Consider the following 16389-nt stretch of genomic DNA (forward strand, 5'->3'; position numbering starts at 1 on the left):
GTTGGCAGATCCGGGGGGACCGCCCCTTTCGCCAACCCGTCAGTAACTGTTCGTGTCGGCCCTCTCATTTACAGTCACAGCGGTACTAAGGTAAGACTTACCTTGCTGCTGCAGCTTCGCCTAGCCGAGGAGAACCGTGACTGTCACCGACGCCGTGGCCGGATCCGTGCGCGCATCCATCCTCGATTGCGTCGGTGGTACGCCGGTCGTCGCGCTGCATCGCCTGTTTCCGGCCCCGGACGTCGAGGTGGTCGCGAAGCTGGAGCTGATGAACCCTGGCGGCAGCATGAAGGATCGATCGGCGCGCTACATCGTCGAGAGCGGACTGCACGACGGCACGATCACGCCCGGCAGCAGGCTGATCGAAAGCAGCTCGGGCAACTTCGGGATCGCCCTCGCCATGGCCGCGCGCGTACACGGCCTCGAGTTCACCTGCGTCGTGGACCCGAAGACGACCTCCGCCAACCTGGCGATCCTGCGCAGTCTGGGAGCGGCTGTCGAGGTCGTCGACGAGGTGGACACGGCGGGGGGTTACCTCGGCACGCGCATCCGGCGGGTGCGGGAGTTGCTCACCGAACGACCGGGAACCATCTGGATCAACCAGTACGCCAACGACCGCAACTGGGAGGCGTACTACCACGGGACCGGAGCCGAGCTGGTCACGCAGCTCACCCAGCCTCCGGGCTACCTGTTCGCGGCGGTGAGTACCACCGGCAGCGTCCTCGGCTGCTCACGCCGGCTCCGGGAACGCTTTCCCGGGCTGCGGGTCGTCGCCGTGGACGCCGTCGGGTCCGTGATCTTCGGTGGCCCGCCAGGGCGGCGGGAGATTCCCGGGATCGGCTCCAGCCGCGTGCCGGAGCTGTGCTGCCCGGCCGAGGTCGACGAGGTCGTGCACGTCGACGATGTCGACGCCGCCCTCGGCTGCCGGGAGCTGCTGTCCACCGAGGGGATCTTCGCGGGCGGCTCCAGTGGTTCGGTGGTCGCGGCGATCTCCCGCTGCCTGCCCCGGCTGCCGAAGCCCTGCCGCATCGTGGCGATCTTCCCCGATCGCGGCGACCGCTACCTGGACCTGGTCTACGACGACGACTGGCTGGAGCAGGCACGGCTTCGTCGTGCGGAGACCGCCACCGACACCGACACCGACAGGAGTAGTTCGTGACCGAGACCCTCGCCTCCCCGGATGCCGGCACGGATTCCCCGCGAATGCTCTACCTCAATCGCCGGGACATCGCGGCGGTCGGTGGCGCCGATCCCGAGCTCTATGTCACCGCCCTGCGGGCCGCCCTCGTCGCGCACGCGGCCGGCCGGACCGTGCAACCGCTCAAGCCGTACCTGCGAGCGAATGGCAAACAGGGACATATCGCGGACCGCATCATCGCCATGCCCGCCTACGTCGGCGATCCCGGCATTTCCGGTCTGAAGTGGATCGGAAGCAAGCACGACAACCCGACGGCTCGCGGACTCGAACGGGCCAGTGCCGTGATCGTGCTCAACGACCCGGAAACCAACTACCCGATCGCGTTGCTGGAAGGCAGTCTGATCAGCGCGTGGCGCACCGCCGCCGTGACCTGCCTCGCCGCCGAGTACTTCGCGAGGCCCGGCTTCACCGACCTCGCACTGATCGGTTGTGGGGTGATCGGCAGTACTCAGCTCAGGGCGCTCACCCGATGGTTCCCGAACATCACGACCGCCCACCTCTTCGACACCGACCCGGACGCCGCGCACGCCCTGGCGGACCGGATCGGGGTGGAACGGCCCGGCATCGAGGTCACGGTGACCGGCAGCGCCGAGGACGCGGTACGTGCCGGCGAGGTCGTCCTGCCGTGCACTCTCGCCGATGCCCCCTACATTCCCTTCTCCTGGCTCAGTCCTGGAACGTTCCTCGCCAACGTATCGATCATGGACGTGCACAAGGACGTGTTCCTCAACGCGGACAAGGTCGTCGTCGACGACTGGGAACAGAGCAACAGGGAGAAGAAGATCATCAACCAGTTGGTCCTCGATGGAACCTTCTCCAGGGAACAACTGCACGCCGAACTCGGCGAAGTACTGGCAGGCACTCGTCCTGGCCGGGAAGACGACGAGGAGATCATCCTGCTCAACCCGATGGGGATGGCCGTGGAAGACATAGCCTGCGCAGCCGAGGTTCATCGCAGGGCAAGGGAGAAAGAGATCGGCACCTGGCTGGATCTGTACTAAATGGATCCGGCCGCCGAGGAGGTCGTCCGCGACCTGGTCGACACACTGCTGCAGGAGAACCTGTTCGGCTTCGCCGAGGGCGACGCGGAACCGGCTGGGCACGACGAGTGGCGGTACCGGGTTGCGGGCGTCGAGGTGCTCGTGCGCGCAGGCGGTCGCCTGCAGAAGTACCGCTACAGCCGCGGGCCGGTGCGCCGTGGCACGGTGGAACTGACACCGGCCGAGCTGCTGCGGTTGCTGGCAGTGGACTTTCCGCACGCTCATTCCGTCACCGCGGATCTGCGCGTGGCCGTGGAGCACGCTCGCGTGACACTGGCCGCCCGGCACACGCTGCTCCCCCAGCCGGGTGGGCTGCTCGCGGGTGAGCGTCTCGCCGCCACCCGCAATCGCCCGTTCCACCCCACCGCGCGAGCCGCGAGCGGATGGACAGAAGACGAACTGGCCACCTACGGGCCGATGCGCAGGCGGCCACTCGCACTCGACTGGGTCGCGGTCCACACCGAGTTTCTGCGGCACGGCACGGGCGGGGGCAGCGACCGAATCGCAGATCTGCTGCTGAACCAACGGGATGCCGAACAGCTCGCCGATGCCCTCCGGAGGAGCGGTCTTCCTCCCGGCGAGTTCACCATCCTTCCGGTGCACCCGTGGCAACTCGAACACGTACTCCCCACACAGTTCGCCGACGAGTTCGCATCCGGAGCCGTGCGTCCCCTGCTCAGCGGTCTCGGGCGGTTCCAGCCGACCGCATCCCTGCGCACTCTCGCGACCGCGCCGGAGTCTGCCCTGCACCTGAAACTTCCACTCGGCATCTCCACACTCGGCGCCGCACGACTGCTGCCGCCTCGCTACCTGGACAACGGGGAACGTGGCGAGCAACTGCTCCGCGACCTGCTCGACCGCGACCCCGAACTGCGAGCCAGGGTGCTGATCTGCGACGAGCGGACCTGGTGCGGCTGGCAGGCGAACCCCGGCGACGAGTTCGCCGACCGGCCGGGGCATCTGGCCGCACAGGTGCGGAAGTACCCGCGCGGCGTACTCGAAGATCCTGCCACGATCGCACTCCCGGCCGCGGCGCTCGCGGCGCACGAGTGGCAGCTACTCGAACGGCCGATCCTGTGTGGCCGGGATCCGCTCGCGTTCTTCGCGGAGCTGGCAAGGCTCTTCCTCGAAACCATGCTCGGGTTCCTGCGGTACGGCGTTCTCCCCGAACCGCACGGACAGAACGTCGTTCTGACCGTGCGGAACGGGCACGCGGCCCGGCTGATACTCCGCGACCACGACACGGTAAGGGTGTGTCCACAGTGGATGTCGGCAGCAGGCGTCGCCGATCCCCGGTACCGCGTCCGGCCCGGTGCCGCGCAGTCGCTGTCTCTCGAGTCCGCCGACCGGCTGATCGGCTACCTGCAGACACTCGGTATCCAGGTCAACCTCTTCGCCATCGCCGACGCGCTCGGCAGGCACTACGGGATCAGCGAGGAAACACTGTGGGAGACGGTCCGTACGGCGACAACGGAAGCCATGGACACATTGGACCTTCCCGCGCACGTGGCGGGAACCGTCCGGCGACGGCTGCTGGACGAACCGCGCTGGCCGAGCAGGCAGGTACTCGGGCCGCTGTTGCGCCGCGGCCCGTCGGCCGGGGTGAGCATGCCCGCGGAAACGGGCTCGGTACCCAACCCGCTACTCGAATCACCGTGGACGACCGGATGAGCACAGTGGAACAGGACTACACCGAGACGGCCTGGCGGGTAGCGCGGGAGCGGTTGCTGAACGCGTTCCTGCGGGAAACGAAATGTCAGGTGCCTGCCGAAGGCGAGTTGCGCATTCCACTGGCCGCGGCACAGTGCACTCTCATCGTGCGAGTGCGATACCGGTCGCTCACCGGCGGGCACCTGTTCGACGACACCGTACTGTTCGGTGCCGACAACGGTGAAACTGTTCCGGCTGGAAACGCGGCGTTCCTTGACGCGTTGCTGCGTGAGATCGCCGACCGGTCCGGCCTCGCCGACGCCGAGGCTCGCCGGGCGGAGCTCGCCGGACAGGTCAGGGGCAGCGTCGCCCATACCGCCCGCTATCTCGCCGAGGCCCCGAACCGGGGTTTTCCCGGTCCGGACGCGAAGGCGTTGACCAGATACGCCGAGCAACGCGTGCTGACCGGACACCCGTTCCACCCGACCCCGAAGAGCGCAGAAGGATTCGACGAGAACGACCTCGCCCACTTCGCCCCCGAACTCGGCGCCTCGTTCGTACCGCATCAGCTGGCAGTCGCCGAGGAGCTGTTGCTGCAGCGCCGAATCACGGATACGGACTGGACCCCAGCTGAAGTGCGGGAGCACGTGCCGGCCGGTTTCGTTCCACTTCCCGCGCATCCGTGGCAGGTTCGTCACCTGCTCGCGCAACCCCGCGTCCGGACACTTGTGGAGGAGGGCGGCCTTGTGCCACTTGGGCCGCTCGGCCCAAGGGTGTACCCGACCTCTTCGGTGCGAACGGTGTGCGACCCCGGGTTCCCATCTTCGTGGAAGCTGCCGCTGCACGTACGAATCACCAACTTCGTCCGCACCAACCCGGTCGAGCATCTGCGACGGGCCACCGACGCGTCGATGCTCATCGGCAGGCTGCTTCCCGGCTGGTCCTGTGCTGGTTTCGAGGTACTGCTGGAGAGCGGCTTTCGGACGATCGATCCCGAGGTGGCCGGTGGCGACCTTTCGGCCGAGTTCGGCGTGCTGTACCGGGACAACCCGTTCCATGCCAACGGCCAGTCGCCCAGGGTGCTGGCCGCACTGCTGGAGGAGGGCCCCGGGGGCGAGCCGCCGGAACTGGTGCGATGGGTGTGGGAGGCAGGAGACACTTTGGAGTGGCTGCGGCACTACCTGCGAATCTCGTTGCTGCCCCTGCTTGGCGTCTTCGCGGCCGACGGCGTCAGTTTCGAGGCACATGTACAGAACTCGTTGCTGTGCATGGAGGACGGTTGGCCGGTGCGGTTCTGGGTACGCGACCTCGAGGGGGTCAGCGTGAGCAGGGACCGGATTCCTGCGCGGGCAGGTGAGTACGCGCCGGCGCCGGACAGTCCGGTGTGTTATGACGATGCCGAGGCCTGGTCGCGGTTGCGGTATCACGCGGTGACCAACCAACTCGGGCACGTGCTGCGGGTCCTCGGACGACACACCGGGACCGGGGAGAAGCGCCTGTGGCGGGTGGTGCGCGAAGAGGTCGCGGCTTGCGAGCCGGCGGGTTCCTGCGGCCGCGACCTGCTCACCGCGAGGAGTCTGCCCGCGAAGGCCAACCTGCTGAGCCGATTCAGCGGACGCGGCGAGCGTCCGCTGTACGTCGATGTCCCGAACCCGCTGCGTGAGGAGTGATCAGGTGAAGTCGATGGAACCAGATCTGGTGCAGCGGGCCGCGCGGGCGCCGGGCTTCGCAGAGGTGCGGCGCAGGGTGTTCCGGCAACTGCTGGAGTCACTGCTGTACGAGCGCGCGGTGCGGGCACACGAGAACGACGCTGGCCAGTCGGTTGTGGACGCGGTGAGCGACGACGGAGAGCCGGTGCGGTACCTCGTCACTGCCCGGCGCCGGTTCGGGTTCGGCCGCGTCGCCGTGACCGAGCCGATCCTTCGGTGCGATGCTGCCGGCACGGCGGAAGCCGTCTCGCTTCCCCGGTTTCTCGGCGAGGCGCAGGCCGCGTTGGACGCTGACCCGTTGCTGCTGAACAGGTTCGCGAGGGAGCTCGAGGAGACGCTGGTCAAGGACGCGACAGCGCAGTACGTGCGCATTCTTCGAGGCGATCGACTCGCCGGTGCGACCTACGACGAACTGGAGTGCCGGATCACCGACGGGCACCGGTACCACCCGACGTACAAGTCGCGCATGGGCTTCGATGGAGAGGACAACTACGCATTCGGCCCAGAGTTCGCTCACCCGGTGCGTCCGTTGTGGATCGCGGCGCACAACGAGATCACCGAGGTGACCGCGTCGAGGACCCTCGAAAGGCACGACTTCGTCCGTGACCAACTCGGCGCCGCCACGGTCGACCGGTTCCTGGACGTCCTGCGTGCGGCAGGTGCCGATCCCGCGAACTTCACCCTGCTGCCGGTGCATCCTTGGCAGTGGCGCGAGCAGGTGGAAACCGCGTTCGCGGAGCAACTCCGAGCGGGGCAACTGCACCTACTGGGGCCTGATCCGGACGAGTTCCTTCCACAGCAGTCGATTCGCACACTTGCCTGCACCACTGCCGCCCGCCGCCCCTACCTCAAACTTTCGATGTCCATTGTGAACACTTCGACCAGCAGGGTGCTCGCGCCGCATACCGTGCGCAACGCCGCACCGATCTCCGACTGGTTGCGCGGTGTGGTCGAATCGGATCCCTTCCTGCGCGATGCCTGCAGGGTGGTGCTGCTCGGTGAGATCCAGGGCAGCGCCGTGCGGCCAGACCAGCCCGGAGGACTGTTACATGAAGAGATCTACGGGGCGTTGTCCTGCATCTGGCGGGAGAGTTTGCACGCGCATGTCGATCCTGACGAGGAGGCCGTGCCGTTCACCGGGCTGACGGCCCGCGAGATCGACGGAACACCGCTGATCGATCGGTGGATTCGCGAACAGGGAGTCACCGGCTGGCTCGACCGGCTCGTCGAGGTAAGCGTCGTTCCGTTACTGCATCTGCTGTGTGCGCACGGAATCGCGCTGGAGTCGCACGCGCAGAACATGGTTCTCCTGCATCGTGCTGGAGTTCCGAGCCGGGTGGCGCTGCGCGATTTCCATGACGGGGTGCGGTTCTCCCGTGCACATCTCGCGGAGCCGGAACGATGTCCGGAACTGGCGGGAACCCCGGCCAGCCACGGGAACCGGAACTCCTTTGTGGAGACCGACGATCTGGACCTGGTGACGGATTTCCTGCTGGACGCGTTCTTCTTCATCAACCTCGGCGAGTTGGCGATCTTTCTCGCCGACGCGTACGGACTGGCCGAGACCGAGTTCTGGGCGCTGATCCGGGCGCGGGTGACGAAGTACCAGCAAACTTTTCCCGAGCTAACCACCCGCTTCGCCGAGTTCGACCTGACCAAACCGACCATCGCGGTGGAGCGGCTCACCACCCGGCGACTGCTGCCGGACACAGAACTTCGGCTGCACCCGGTACCGAACCCCCTTGCGACCTCGTGATGGCCGGCAGCAGGATCACCGCCCTGGTCGCCGAGCGAGCGAAAGGGCCAGACCCGGTGTGTCTGTACGCCTACGACCTGGACGAACTGGCTTCGCACGTCAGGGCACTGGTCGCGGAACTTCCCCCGCGTTGCCGGATGTTCTACGCGATGAAGGCGAACAGCGCACAACCTCTGCTGCGCACGCTGGCGCCGCTGGTCGCCGGATTCGAGGTCGCCTCGGGCGGTGAGCTGGCGAAGGCCCGCGCTGTGGATGGGGACTCGGCGATTCTGTTCGGCGGGCCGGCGAAGACCGATCGCGAGATCGCCGACGCACTGCTGGCCGGAGTGCTCCGGCTACATGTGGAGAGCGTGCTGGAGCTACACCGTGTTTCGGCGATCGCCTCCCGCCTCGGCGTCCGTGCCGACGTCCTGCTGCGGGTGAACCTCGCGGGACCGTTTCCTGCCGCGACCATCGCGATGGCGGGAAGGCCGACCCAGTTCGGTGTCGATGAATCGACATTGCCCGAGGCGGTGCGCATCGCTCTCGACCTTCCCGGCGTGCGCCTTGCCGGCTTCCATCTGCACTCGCTGTCGAACAACCTCTCGGCAGGCGCGCACCTCGAGATGCTGGCGGTCTACCGGGACCGGGTTCTCGGCTGGGAACGGGAGTTCGGGTTGCGCTGCGAGGTCGTGAACATGGGCGGCGGGATTGGCGTCAACTACGGCGACCTGGACGCGCAGTTCGACTGGGCCGGCTTTACTCGCGGCCTGCGCGACCTCGAGCTGACGTTTCCCGAACACTGGCGGGAGATCGACTTCGAGTGCGGGCGCTTTTTGGTCGCCGGATGCGGCAGTTACGCGGTGGAGGTACTCGACGTCAAGCGCAACCACGGCTCGGTGTTCGCGCTGGTGCGCGGCGGGACCCACCATTTCCGGCTGCCGGTGTCCTGGCAACACAGTCACCCGTTCGTCGTCCAGCCGGTCGAGCGTTGGGCTTACCCCGCGCCGCGACCGGAGTCCGCGGGCGAGCCGCTCACCGTGACCGGCGAGCTGTGTACCCCGAAGGACGTCCTCGCCAGGGAGGTCGCGGCACCGCGGATTCGAGCGGGCGACGTGCTGGTCTTCCAGTACGCCGGGGCCTACGGCTGGGAGATCTCACACCACGACTTCCTCAGTCATCCACATCCTGAACAGGTATTTCTGGGTAGAACGTGACATCCGCAATGCACGGATTGTGTTAACGATCCGAAGGATCTAGGGTCCGTTAGCCAAGCCTAACCAAACAGGTGATCCTGTGATCCGGAGGAATGCCATGCCCAGTTCGACGCGCCCACGCCGACCGTGGCGGACGGGAGTCGCAGCAGCCGTGGCGGCCAGCTTCGTGCTCACCGCCTGCGGGGGAACCGACGAGCCTGCCCAGCAGGCGCAGTCCGGCGAAGGTGCCTTTCCCCGCACGATTCAGCACGCTATGGGCGAGACAACCGTCGAGGCCCAGCCGCAGACCGTCGCCGCGCTGGACTCCAGCTACGTCGACGCCGCTCTGGCACTGGAGACGAAGGTCGTCGCCTTCACCCAGTTCCCGGTCTCGGGCGAGCAGTTGCCCGACTACCTGCCCGAGAGCGACAAGCAGTTCGCCGCCGATGCGAAGGTGATCGGTGAACTGGGTTCGCCGGACGTCGAGCAGCTCTACGACATCCAGCCCGATCTGATCGTTTCCGCCAAGGTGCGACACGAGAAGATCTACAACGAGTTGTCCGGCGTCGCCCCGGCCGTCTTCAGCGAGACCACCGGTGCGACCTGGAAGGACAACATCCGGCTGCTGGCGAAGGCACTGGGCAAGGAAGAGCTGGCCGAGCAGAAGATCGGCGCCTACGAGGCCAGGGCCAAGGAGATCGGCGACAGCATCCGCGAGAAGCTCGGGCGTGATGCCACGTACTCGCTCGTCCGCTTCGTCGAAGGTGAGCCCACGGTTCGGCTCTACAGCAGCGCGTCCTATGGCGGCATCATCATGAACGACGTCGGGCTGAAGCGTCCCGAGGGACAGCCGAATCCGCAGGACTCGATCTCGGCGGACCTCAGTCAGGAGAACATCACCCAGCTGGACGCGGACCACGTCTTCGTCTCCACCTACTCCGACCCCCGCACCGAGGAGGGCGACCCGCGCGCACAGTTCGAGAGCAATCCGCTCTGGGGCACGCTCAAGGGCGACATCTCCAATGTGGACGACACCACCTGGTTCACCTCGGTGAGCCTTCAGGGTGCGCACGCGACGCTGGACGACCTCGCCAAGCAGTTCGGCGTCGACCCCGCTCGCTGACAACGGCAGGCGACCGGGCCTCGCTCACTCGAAGCGCGGTCCGGTCGCCACCGTCAGAGCGGGTGCTCCAGCCAGACGTTCGGCTCCACGTAGACACCGACGTCCTGGGTGACCGATGCCAGCACCGGAACGAGACCGCCTGGCACCTCGTTCTCACCGTCCACAAGGGCCAGCCCGGTCCATTCCCGCCACTGGGCAAGGGTTCCGGTGATCGTCATGGCAAAGGGAGCGATCTTCACGAAGCACGCGCCGAGACGTTCGTGGGTGCGCAGCCACGGATCCTCGGGCAGGCCGTCGGCTCGGCGCCGGGTGACGTACTCGGCCATCGGCACCAGGGGATGTTCACGTTTTCCCGTCGGTCGCACGGGTACCACGAACCGGCCCAGTCCGTGCTCCCGCGCGCGGTCGCGCAACGCGCCCAGCGCGGTGGCGGCCACACCCTGACCACGGCGAGCCTGCGCCACCTGTACGTCCAGCGCGCACAGCGCGGCCGGTGTCCGCTCGTCCAGTGCGTCCTGCGCGGCCCAGAGGATGGCCCCGTCCCATCCGTGATCGGGTAGTTCGGTCCGCTCCTCGGTGGGCCATGCCAACGGGATACCGACGGCCCTGGCCACAGGTTCGTCGCCGTCGAGTACCACCAGGAAGAACTCCGGCCAGCGTCGCGCGAGCCGTCGGGCCCTGGTCAGGCCGCCGACCGGATCGTGCCGCATGAACTCGGCCCCAACACCGCCCAGTGCGAGCGCCGGCTCGAGCAGGTCGGGACGGTCGGCGAGACTGTGGGTCACCATCCCGTCATCCTCGCGATCCGGTCAGGCAGGCGCATCCTGTTTCAGCTCATGGTTCGGCGGTCGCGACTCCCGGATCGCCGAACACCCGGTCTACGACTTCGACACCCAGCTCCCACGCTCCGGGGAACAGCACGAAGGCCAGCACGGTGAACACGGGAAAGATCACGGCGTTCTCCACCCCCTTTCCCGTGCGGAACCGCAGCCAGCTCGGTGGCCGGATCTCGTACCAGGTCTCTCCCGCGATGGGCACGGGGAAGAGGAAAGGGCAGCCGGATTCCGTCAGGGCGTCACCGAGGCAGTGGGTGATACAACCGGCCGCCACGGCGATGCCAAGGTATCCCGACACCGCATCCAGCTGGGCCAACGGATCGGGACCTGCCTCGTACACCCACCAGATCACCGCCGCGCCGCCAACCGGCAGCAGCCAGTCGCCGAGGGCGTCCTCGGCGAGCAGCAGCCCGAGCAGCACCACCCCGGCCACCGCCCACGGCCCGCCCGCTGCGGTACCGGCCGCGGTGAGCGCGCCGATCGCGAGTGCGAACAGCACGGTGTGCGACAGATGCCGGTGAGTGCCCTTGCCGTTCTCGTCCCTCGGCCCCTTCGTCACCGAGTACAGGGCGCCGGATGCCTTGCGCAGCAGCCAGGACACGCCCCCGGTGAGCGGGCCGAGCAGTTTCGACGCTCGAGCGCCGGGATGGTCCAGATCGGGCAGCAGGGCGAAGCCTGCGGTTGTCGAAGCGAACACCACCGCCTGTGCGATCGAGTTCACCCCGGTCAGCGGCGCAACCACCAGTCCAGCACACCAGCCGGTCAGCGCGTGCGTTCGACCCATCATCTGCTGTTTGCCTCCGAGCCCCAGATCCGTACGGACGGACAGTGTCTCGGAGAGCACCGACAGTATGAGCTTCCGACGCGCCGCTCGGGCCGGCTTGCGGGATGTCCCCAATGTGGCATTGGGGACATCTAACGTCCCTAATGCCACATTGGGGAACTAAAACCCGCTGGGATCGGGGCTGCCGGCCGGGTGCCGACAGTGTCGTCAGATCTTCGTGCTGCGGCCGAAGACCACTCCGAGCACGATCATGCCGACCGCGAGACCGAAGTGCAGCCAGTTGTCCGCGGAGTTCACCGGCAGGAAGTTCGCCGCCGACCCGGGCCGCACGATCAGCCCGTAGCCACCGAGCACCAGGTAGGTGAGCCCGCCGCCCAGCAGGAACGCCCGGGCACCGGTCGCGGTGCGGGCCAGCGTCAGCCCCACGACCGCGAACGCGAGATGCACCAGGTTGTGCAGCACCGAGATCGCGAAGAGGCCGAACAGCAGTGCCCCGCTCTCGTGTCCCGCGAAGGTCATCAGGTTGTATTCGCTGGTGACGCCCGGTACGAATCCGAGCACTCCCACCAGAAAGAAGGTCAGGGACACCACCGCGGCGACGACCTGGACCGGCGTGCGGCGGGTGTAGTGGGCAACATCGTGTGGTGCCATCGGCTGGTCCTGGGGACGGGACATACTGGTGCCCTCTCTGCGGATGTCTGTCCGTGTTCGCTACGTCACAGGCGAGCAGCAGCGTGTCCAGTGTGGATCGCCTGGTGTCGCCGCGCCAATCCCAAGTCTCTCACCCTGACGGGTCGGGTGAGCTTCGCCGCGTTGACCATCCCGGCCACGCCGACACATACTCCGAACACATGTTCGAACAGATCGGCGCTGGCTTCCCCACGGCGGCAGGATCAACGTGGAAAGAAGTGCGATGTCGTTCAACAACCCTCTGCTTCCGTGGCGTGACTTGGAGCGAGCCCTTTCCGGTCGCGGCCCCGAACCCCAGGGGGACGGCGGTGACAGTCCGGCGTGGACTCGAAAACGTGAGACCTACACCGGACCGGCCGGCCTGAGCCCGGCACGGGACAGCGGCGGTTTCGAGATCCGGGTGCCCTATGCGGAGCTGCACGCCCATTCGCACTTCAGCTTCCTCGACGGAGCGAGCTCGCCTGAGGCACTGGTGGAACAGGCCGTCCGGGCAGGGCTGGACGCCATCACCCTCACCGACCACGACGGGATGTACGGCGTGGTCCGGTTCGCCGAGGCGGCGCGCGAACTCGGGATGCGGGTGGGCTATGGCGCTGAACTGAGCCTCGGGCTGAGAGGACCACAGAACGGCGCCGCCGACCCGGAGGGGGCCCACCTGCTGGTGCTCGCACGCGGACTCGAGGGCTACCGGCGACTCTGCCGGGTGATCAGCAACGCCCAGCTGCGTGGCGAGGAGAAGGGGAGGCCGGTCTACGACCACGACGAGATCGTCGAGGAGTTGCGCGGGCACAGCGTCATCCTCACCGGCTGCCGCAAGGGTGCCGTCCGCCAGGCACTGACCCGATCCGGCCCGGCCGCGGCGGAGGCCGAACTGCGCGGCCTCGCCGACCGGTTCGGCAGGCACCACGTGGCCGTGGAGCTGACCGACCACGGTATGCCCACGGACTCGGTCCGCAACGATTTGCTGGCTCGTATCGCGGCCGAGCTCGACCTGCCGACCGTGGCCACGAATGCCGTGCACTACGCGGTTCCTGGCGACGGCAAGCTCGCCGCGGCCGTGGCGGCCGTCCGGGCGAGGCGCAGCATCGAGGAACTGGGGGGCTGGCTGCCCCCAGTTCCGGCGGCCTTCGTGCGATCCGGCACCGAGATGGCCACCCGGTTCTCCCGCTATCCCGGAGCGGTCCAGCGCGCGGCACTGTTCGGCGTGGAGTGCGCCTTCGACCTGAAGCTCGTCGCCCCGCAACTGCCGCCGTTCCCGGTCCCCGAAGGCCAAACCGAGGTGACTCACCTACGCGCGTTGACGTGGGCCGGAGCGCTGCGGCGCTACGGCACCCGCGCCGGTAATCCCGCCGCCTACCGGCAACTCGATCACGAACTGGCGATGATCGAGCAGCTCGACTTCCCCGGGTACTTCCTGATCGTCGCCGACATCGTCCGGTTCTGCCGGGACAACGACATCCTGTGCCAGGGCAGGGGATCGGCGGCCAACTCCGCCGTCTGTTACGCACTCGGCATCACCAACGCCGACCCGGTGCGCTGGGGCCTGCTGTTCGAGCGCTTCCTCGCCCCCGAACGCGATGGCCCACCGGATATCGACGTGGACATCGAGTCCGACCGCAGAGAGGAGGCGATCCAGTACGTCTACCGCAAGCACGGTCGCCATCACGCCGCTCAGGTCGCCAACGTCATCACCTACCGCGCGAGGTCGGCGGTGCGGGACATGGCCAGGGCGCTGGGGTACTCGCCGGGCCAGCAGGACGCGTGGAGCAGGCAGATCGACCAGTGGGGACATGTGGCGAAGGTCGATCCAGGAGAGGAACACCCCATCCCGGCCGAGGTGGTGGAACTGGCGGGCCGGATCGGGGACGCTCCGCGTCACCTCGGCATTCACTCCGGCGGGATGGTCATCTGCGACCGTCCGGTCTCCGAGGTCGTGCCGGTCGAATGGGCCAGGATGGCCGGGCGCACGGTGCTGCAGTGGGACAAGGACGACTGCGCGGCCGTCGGGCTGGTCAAGTTCGACCTGCTCGGGCTGGGCATGCTCTCGGCGATCCACTACGCGATCGACCTGATCGCCGAGCACGAGAACGTCACCGTCGACCTCGCGAAGCTCGACCTGGCCGACGAAGCTGTCTACGACATGCTGTGCAGGGCCGATGCCGTGGGGGTTTTCCAGGTGGAGTCCCGCGCGCAACTGGCGACGTTGCCCCGGCTGCGGCCGAGGGAGTTCTACGACCTGGTGGTCGAGGTCGCGCTGATCCGCCCCGGTCCGATCCAGGGCGGGTCGGTGCATCCGTACATCCGCAGACGAAGCGGCGAGGAGCCGTGGGAGCACGAACATCCGTTGCTCGCCAGGGCACTCGACCGGACATTGGGCGTCCCGCTGTTCCAGGAGCAGGTGATGCAGATGGCGGTGGACGTCGCGGGGTTCAGCGCGGCGGAGGCCGACGAGCTGCGCAGGGCGATGGGCGCCAAACGCTCCAGCGCGAGAATGGACCGGCTGCGTGAGCGGTTCTTCGCGCGGGCGGCCGTCAACGGCATATCCGGCGAGCTGGCCGACCGGATCTTCCATCAGATTCGCGCCTTCTCCGGATACGGCTTCCCCGAAGCGCACTCAATGTCCTTCGCGCTGCTGGTCTACGCATCGGCGCACCTCAAGCACTACCACCCGGCGGCGTTCTGTGCGGCGCTGCTGCGCGCCCAGCCGATGGGGTTCTACTCACCACAGTCGCTGGTCGCGGATGCGCGGCGGCACGGAGTGATCGTCCGCGGCCCGGACGTCAACGCCAGTCTCACCCACGCCACTCTGGAGTCTGATGTGGACAGTACTGGTGGGCAGGCGGTGCGCCTCGGACTCGCCGGGGTCAGGGGAATCGGTGACGAGTTGGCGGAGTCGATCGTCGCCGAGCGGGAGGCGGGCGGCGATTACCGCGACACCGCCGACCTCGGCCGCCGCGTCACACTCCGCGAGCCGCAACTCGAGGCGCTGGCAGGCGCGGGCGCACTCGCCCGGTTCGGCGGTGATCGCCGCCAGGCACTGTGGACGGCAGGCGCAGTCGCCAGGCAGCGCCAGGGACACCTGCCCGGCACCACACCCGGCCAGCACCCCCCGGCGCTGCCCGGAATGAGCAAACTGGAAGTCGCGGCCGCCGACGTCTGGGCCACTGGGATCTCCCCGGACAGCTATCCGATCCAGTTCCTTCGCGCGCAACTGGACGCGGCGGGCGCCCTCGCCACCGCCTCGCTGATCGACGTCCCCGACGGCACCCGGATCCTGGTCGGCGGGGCCGTCACGCACCGGCAACGTCCGGCGACGGCGGGTGGGATCACGTTCCTCAACCTGGAGGACGAGACCGGGATGGTGAACGTCGTGTGCTCACCCGGACTGTGGATCAGGCAGCGCAGCATCGCCCGCAACAGCCCGGCCCTGCTCGTGCGCGGAGTGGTGCAGAACGCCACGGGCGTGGTCAGCGTGGTCGCCGACCTGTTGCGCCCCTTGGAGTTGGGCGCTGTGGGCAGCAAGTCCCGGGACTTCCGCTGATCAACCGGGCGTGATGAACTCGTCGGCGACCCACCGTGCGACGTTGGCGGGATAGGGCTCTGACAGTCCGAGAACGATGTGCCGGAAGCCTGCGTCGATCGCTTCGCCGATCGCGTCCCGAGTGCTGCCGGGTTGCTCGTAGGAGACCGGCACGTGAATCGAGCGAGTGATGGAGGCGGGATCCCGATCGATCTCGGCACAGTAGCGGTCCAGCAGTGCGCTGCGACGGACAACGTCGTCGATGTCACCGCCGGGCACGTTCCAGATGTCCGCGTGCTCGGCGACCACGCGGAGTACCGGGGCCGAGCGTCCGCCGATCAGGATCGGCGGGTGGGGACGCTGGACGGGTTTGGGGTTGCCGAATGCTCCGGTGAGACTGACGTGGGTGCCATGGAAATCGAACGGTTCCGGCTCGGTCCACAACCGCCGGACAACCGTGCATGCTTCGGCGAGGCTTCCCACGGCATGTGCGGAGTCGTGGAAGGGCAGGCCGTGCGCGTCGTATTCCCGCCGGGCCAGCGGGTGACTGGGTCGTGAGCCTGCGCCGATCCCGAAGTCGAGCCGTCCGCCGGAGACGATGTCGACGGTTGTGGCGATCTTGGCCAGCATCGCGGGCGGCCGGAAGCGGTTGCTGGTCACCAGCAGACCGAGGCGCAGCCGCCAGGTCTGTGCGGCGAGAGCCGAAAGCAGTGTCCAGCCTTCGTGCACCGGTCCGTTCGGGTCACCGCCGATCGGCATGAGGTGATCGAACAACCAGGCGTGCTCGATCTCCGGGACGGTGTCCGCCTCGCGCCATACTCGCAGGACGTCGTGGTAGTCGACCTGCATCGGGGCGGTCATGATCCCGAAACGTGGCCTGGATGTGTGCGGCATGGGGCCGTCTTCCT

Annotated in this window: 12 protein-coding genes; 8 read left to right on the top strand and 4 right to left on the bottom strand. The window is 67.7% G+C overall.

The genetic code is table 11. The features are described from left to right. The first annotated feature begins 136 nt into the window (after nucleotides 1-136). The 7 genes from sbnA (at nucleotide 137) to D0C15_RS11965 (ending at nucleotide 9651) form a co-directional block, all read left to right on the top strand. A complete protein-coding gene (gene sbnA / locus D0C15_RS11935) occupies nucleotides 137-1159 on the top strand; it encodes a 2,3-diaminopropionate biosynthesis protein SbnA (RefSeq protein WP_245975716.1) in 1023 nt (340 codons plus the stop codon). After that, nucleotides 1156-2199, top strand: coding sequence for a 2,3-diaminopropionate biosynthesis protein SbnB (sbnB, locus tag D0C15_RS11940; protein WP_281270697.1), 1044 nt, complete (start codon nucleotides 1156-1158; stop codon nucleotides 2197-2199). The genes sbnA and sbnB overlap by 4 nt, the downstream gene beginning before the upstream one ends. Further along, the gene (locus tag D0C15_RS11945) at nucleotides 2200-3909 is read left to right on the top strand and encodes an IucA/IucC family protein (protein WP_116044121.1); all 1710 of its coding nucleotides are present in this window, start codon (nucleotides 2200-2202) and stop codon (nucleotides 3907-3909) included. Then, the gene (locus D0C15_RS11950; RefSeq protein ID WP_162830042.1) at nucleotides 3906-5558 is read left to right on the top strand and encodes an IucA/IucC family protein; all 1653 of its coding nucleotides are present in this window, start codon (nucleotides 3906-3908) and stop codon (nucleotides 5556-5558) included. The genes D0C15_RS11945 and D0C15_RS11950 overlap by 4 nt, the downstream gene beginning before the upstream one ends. A 13-nt stretch (nucleotides 5559-5571) precedes the next feature. Beyond that, nucleotides 5572-7353, top strand: a complete 1782-nt coding sequence (locus tag D0C15_RS11955; protein ID WP_116044354.1) for an IucA/IucC family protein — start codon at nucleotides 5572-5574, stop codon at nucleotides 7351-7353. Beyond that, entirely contained in the window at nucleotides 7353-8549 is a 1197-nt protein-coding gene (locus D0C15_RS11960; RefSeq protein ID WP_116044125.1) for a type III PLP-dependent enzyme, read from the top strand. The genes D0C15_RS11955 and D0C15_RS11960 overlap by 1 nt, the downstream gene beginning before the upstream one ends. A gap of 97 nt (nucleotides 8550-8646) precedes the next feature. Further along, nucleotides 8647-9651 (top strand): ABC transporter substrate-binding protein, encoded by a 1005-nt coding sequence (locus tag D0C15_RS11965; protein WP_211323176.1) that lies wholly within the window; start codon nucleotides 8647-8649, stop codon nucleotides 9649-9651. Between the two features lie 53 nt (nucleotides 9652-9704). On the opposite strand, the gene D0C15_RS11970 is transcribed toward D0C15_RS11965, so the two are convergent. From D0C15_RS11970 to D0C15_RS11980, 3 genes are all read right to left on the bottom strand, one after another. Next, nucleotides 9705-10439, bottom strand: a complete 735-nt coding sequence (locus tag D0C15_RS11970) for a GNAT family N-acetyltransferase (RefSeq protein WP_116044129.1) — start codon at nucleotides 10437-10439, stop codon at nucleotides 9705-9707. A 46-nt stretch (nucleotides 10440-10485) separates the two neighbouring features. Beyond that, complete coding sequence (locus D0C15_RS11975; RefSeq protein ID WP_116044356.1) at nucleotides 10486-11274, bottom strand: metal-dependent hydrolase; 789 nt, start codon at nucleotides 11272-11274, stop codon at nucleotides 10486-10488. A 204-nt stretch (nucleotides 11275-11478) separates the two neighbouring features. Continuing rightward, nucleotides 11479-11922: a DUF4383 domain-containing protein gene (locus D0C15_RS11980; RefSeq protein ID WP_116044131.1), complete on the bottom strand. Its 444-nt coding sequence runs from the start codon at nucleotides 11920-11922 to the stop codon at nucleotides 11479-11481. Between the two features lie 262 nt (nucleotides 11923-12184). Here D0C15_RS11980 and D0C15_RS11985 point away from each other — a divergent pair, with 262 nt between their 5' ends. After that, nucleotides 12185-15502 (top strand): error-prone DNA polymerase, encoded by a 3318-nt coding sequence (locus D0C15_RS11985; RefSeq protein WP_116044133.1) that lies wholly within the window; start codon nucleotides 12185-12187, stop codon nucleotides 15500-15502. Here D0C15_RS11985 and D0C15_RS11990 read toward each other — a convergent pair whose 3' ends face one another. Next, nucleotides 15503-16375 carry an LLM class flavin-dependent oxidoreductase gene (locus D0C15_RS11990; protein WP_116044135.1) on the bottom strand — a complete coding sequence of 291 codons (873 nt, stop codon included), beginning with the start codon at nucleotides 16373-16375 and terminating at the stop codon, nucleotides 15503-15505. It abuts the gene before it with no gap. Between the last annotated feature and the right edge of the window lie 14 nt (nucleotides 16376-16389).

The organism is Amycolatopsis palatopharyngis, from assembly GCF_003385185.1.
In the GTDB taxonomy this organism is placed as follows: domain Bacteria; phylum Actinomycetota; class Actinomycetes; order Mycobacteriales; family Pseudonocardiaceae; genus Amycolatopsis; species Amycolatopsis palatopharyngis.

What these genes read in the sequence shown, in the direction of transcription:
- D0C15_RS11960 (WP_116044125.1), top strand. Translation starts at nt 7,353, where the DNA reads ATGGCCGGCAGCAGGATCACCGCCCTGGTCGCCGAGCGAGCGAAAGGG.
- D0C15_RS11975 (WP_116044356.1), bottom strand. Translation starts at nt 11,274, where the DNA reads ATGATGGGTCGAACGCACGCGCTGACCGGCTGGTGTGCTGGACTGGTG.
- D0C15_RS11990 (WP_116044135.1), bottom strand. Translation starts at nt 16,375, where the DNA reads ATGCCGCACACATCCAGGCCACGTTTCGGGATCATGACCGCCCCGATG.
- D0C15_RS11965 (WP_211323176.1), top strand. Translation starts at nt 8,647, where the DNA reads ATGCCCAGTTCGACGCGCCCACGCCGACCGTGGCGGACGGGAGTCGCA.
- D0C15_RS11985 (WP_116044133.1), top strand. Translation starts at nt 12,185, where the DNA reads ATGTCGTTCAACAACCCTCTGCTTCCGTGGCGTGACTTGGAGCGAGCC.
- D0C15_RS11970 (WP_116044129.1), bottom strand. Translation starts at nt 10,439, where the DNA reads ATGGTGACCCACAGTCTCGCCGACCGTCCCGACCTGCTCGAGCCGGCG.
- D0C15_RS11950 (WP_162830042.1), top strand. Translation starts at nt 3,906, where the DNA reads ATGAGCACAGTGGAACAGGACTACACCGAGACGGCCTGGCGGGTAGCG.
- D0C15_RS11955 (WP_116044354.1), top strand. Translation starts at nt 5,572, where the DNA reads ATGGAACCAGATCTGGTGCAGCGGGCCGCGCGGGCGCCGGGCTTCGCA.
- D0C15_RS11980 (WP_116044131.1), bottom strand. Translation starts at nt 11,922, where the DNA reads ATGGCACCACACGATGTTGCCCACTACACCCGCCGCACGCCGGTCCAG.
- D0C15_RS11945 (WP_116044121.1), top strand. Translation starts at nt 2,200, where the DNA reads ATGGATCCGGCCGCCGAGGAGGTCGTCCGCGACCTGGTCGACACACTG.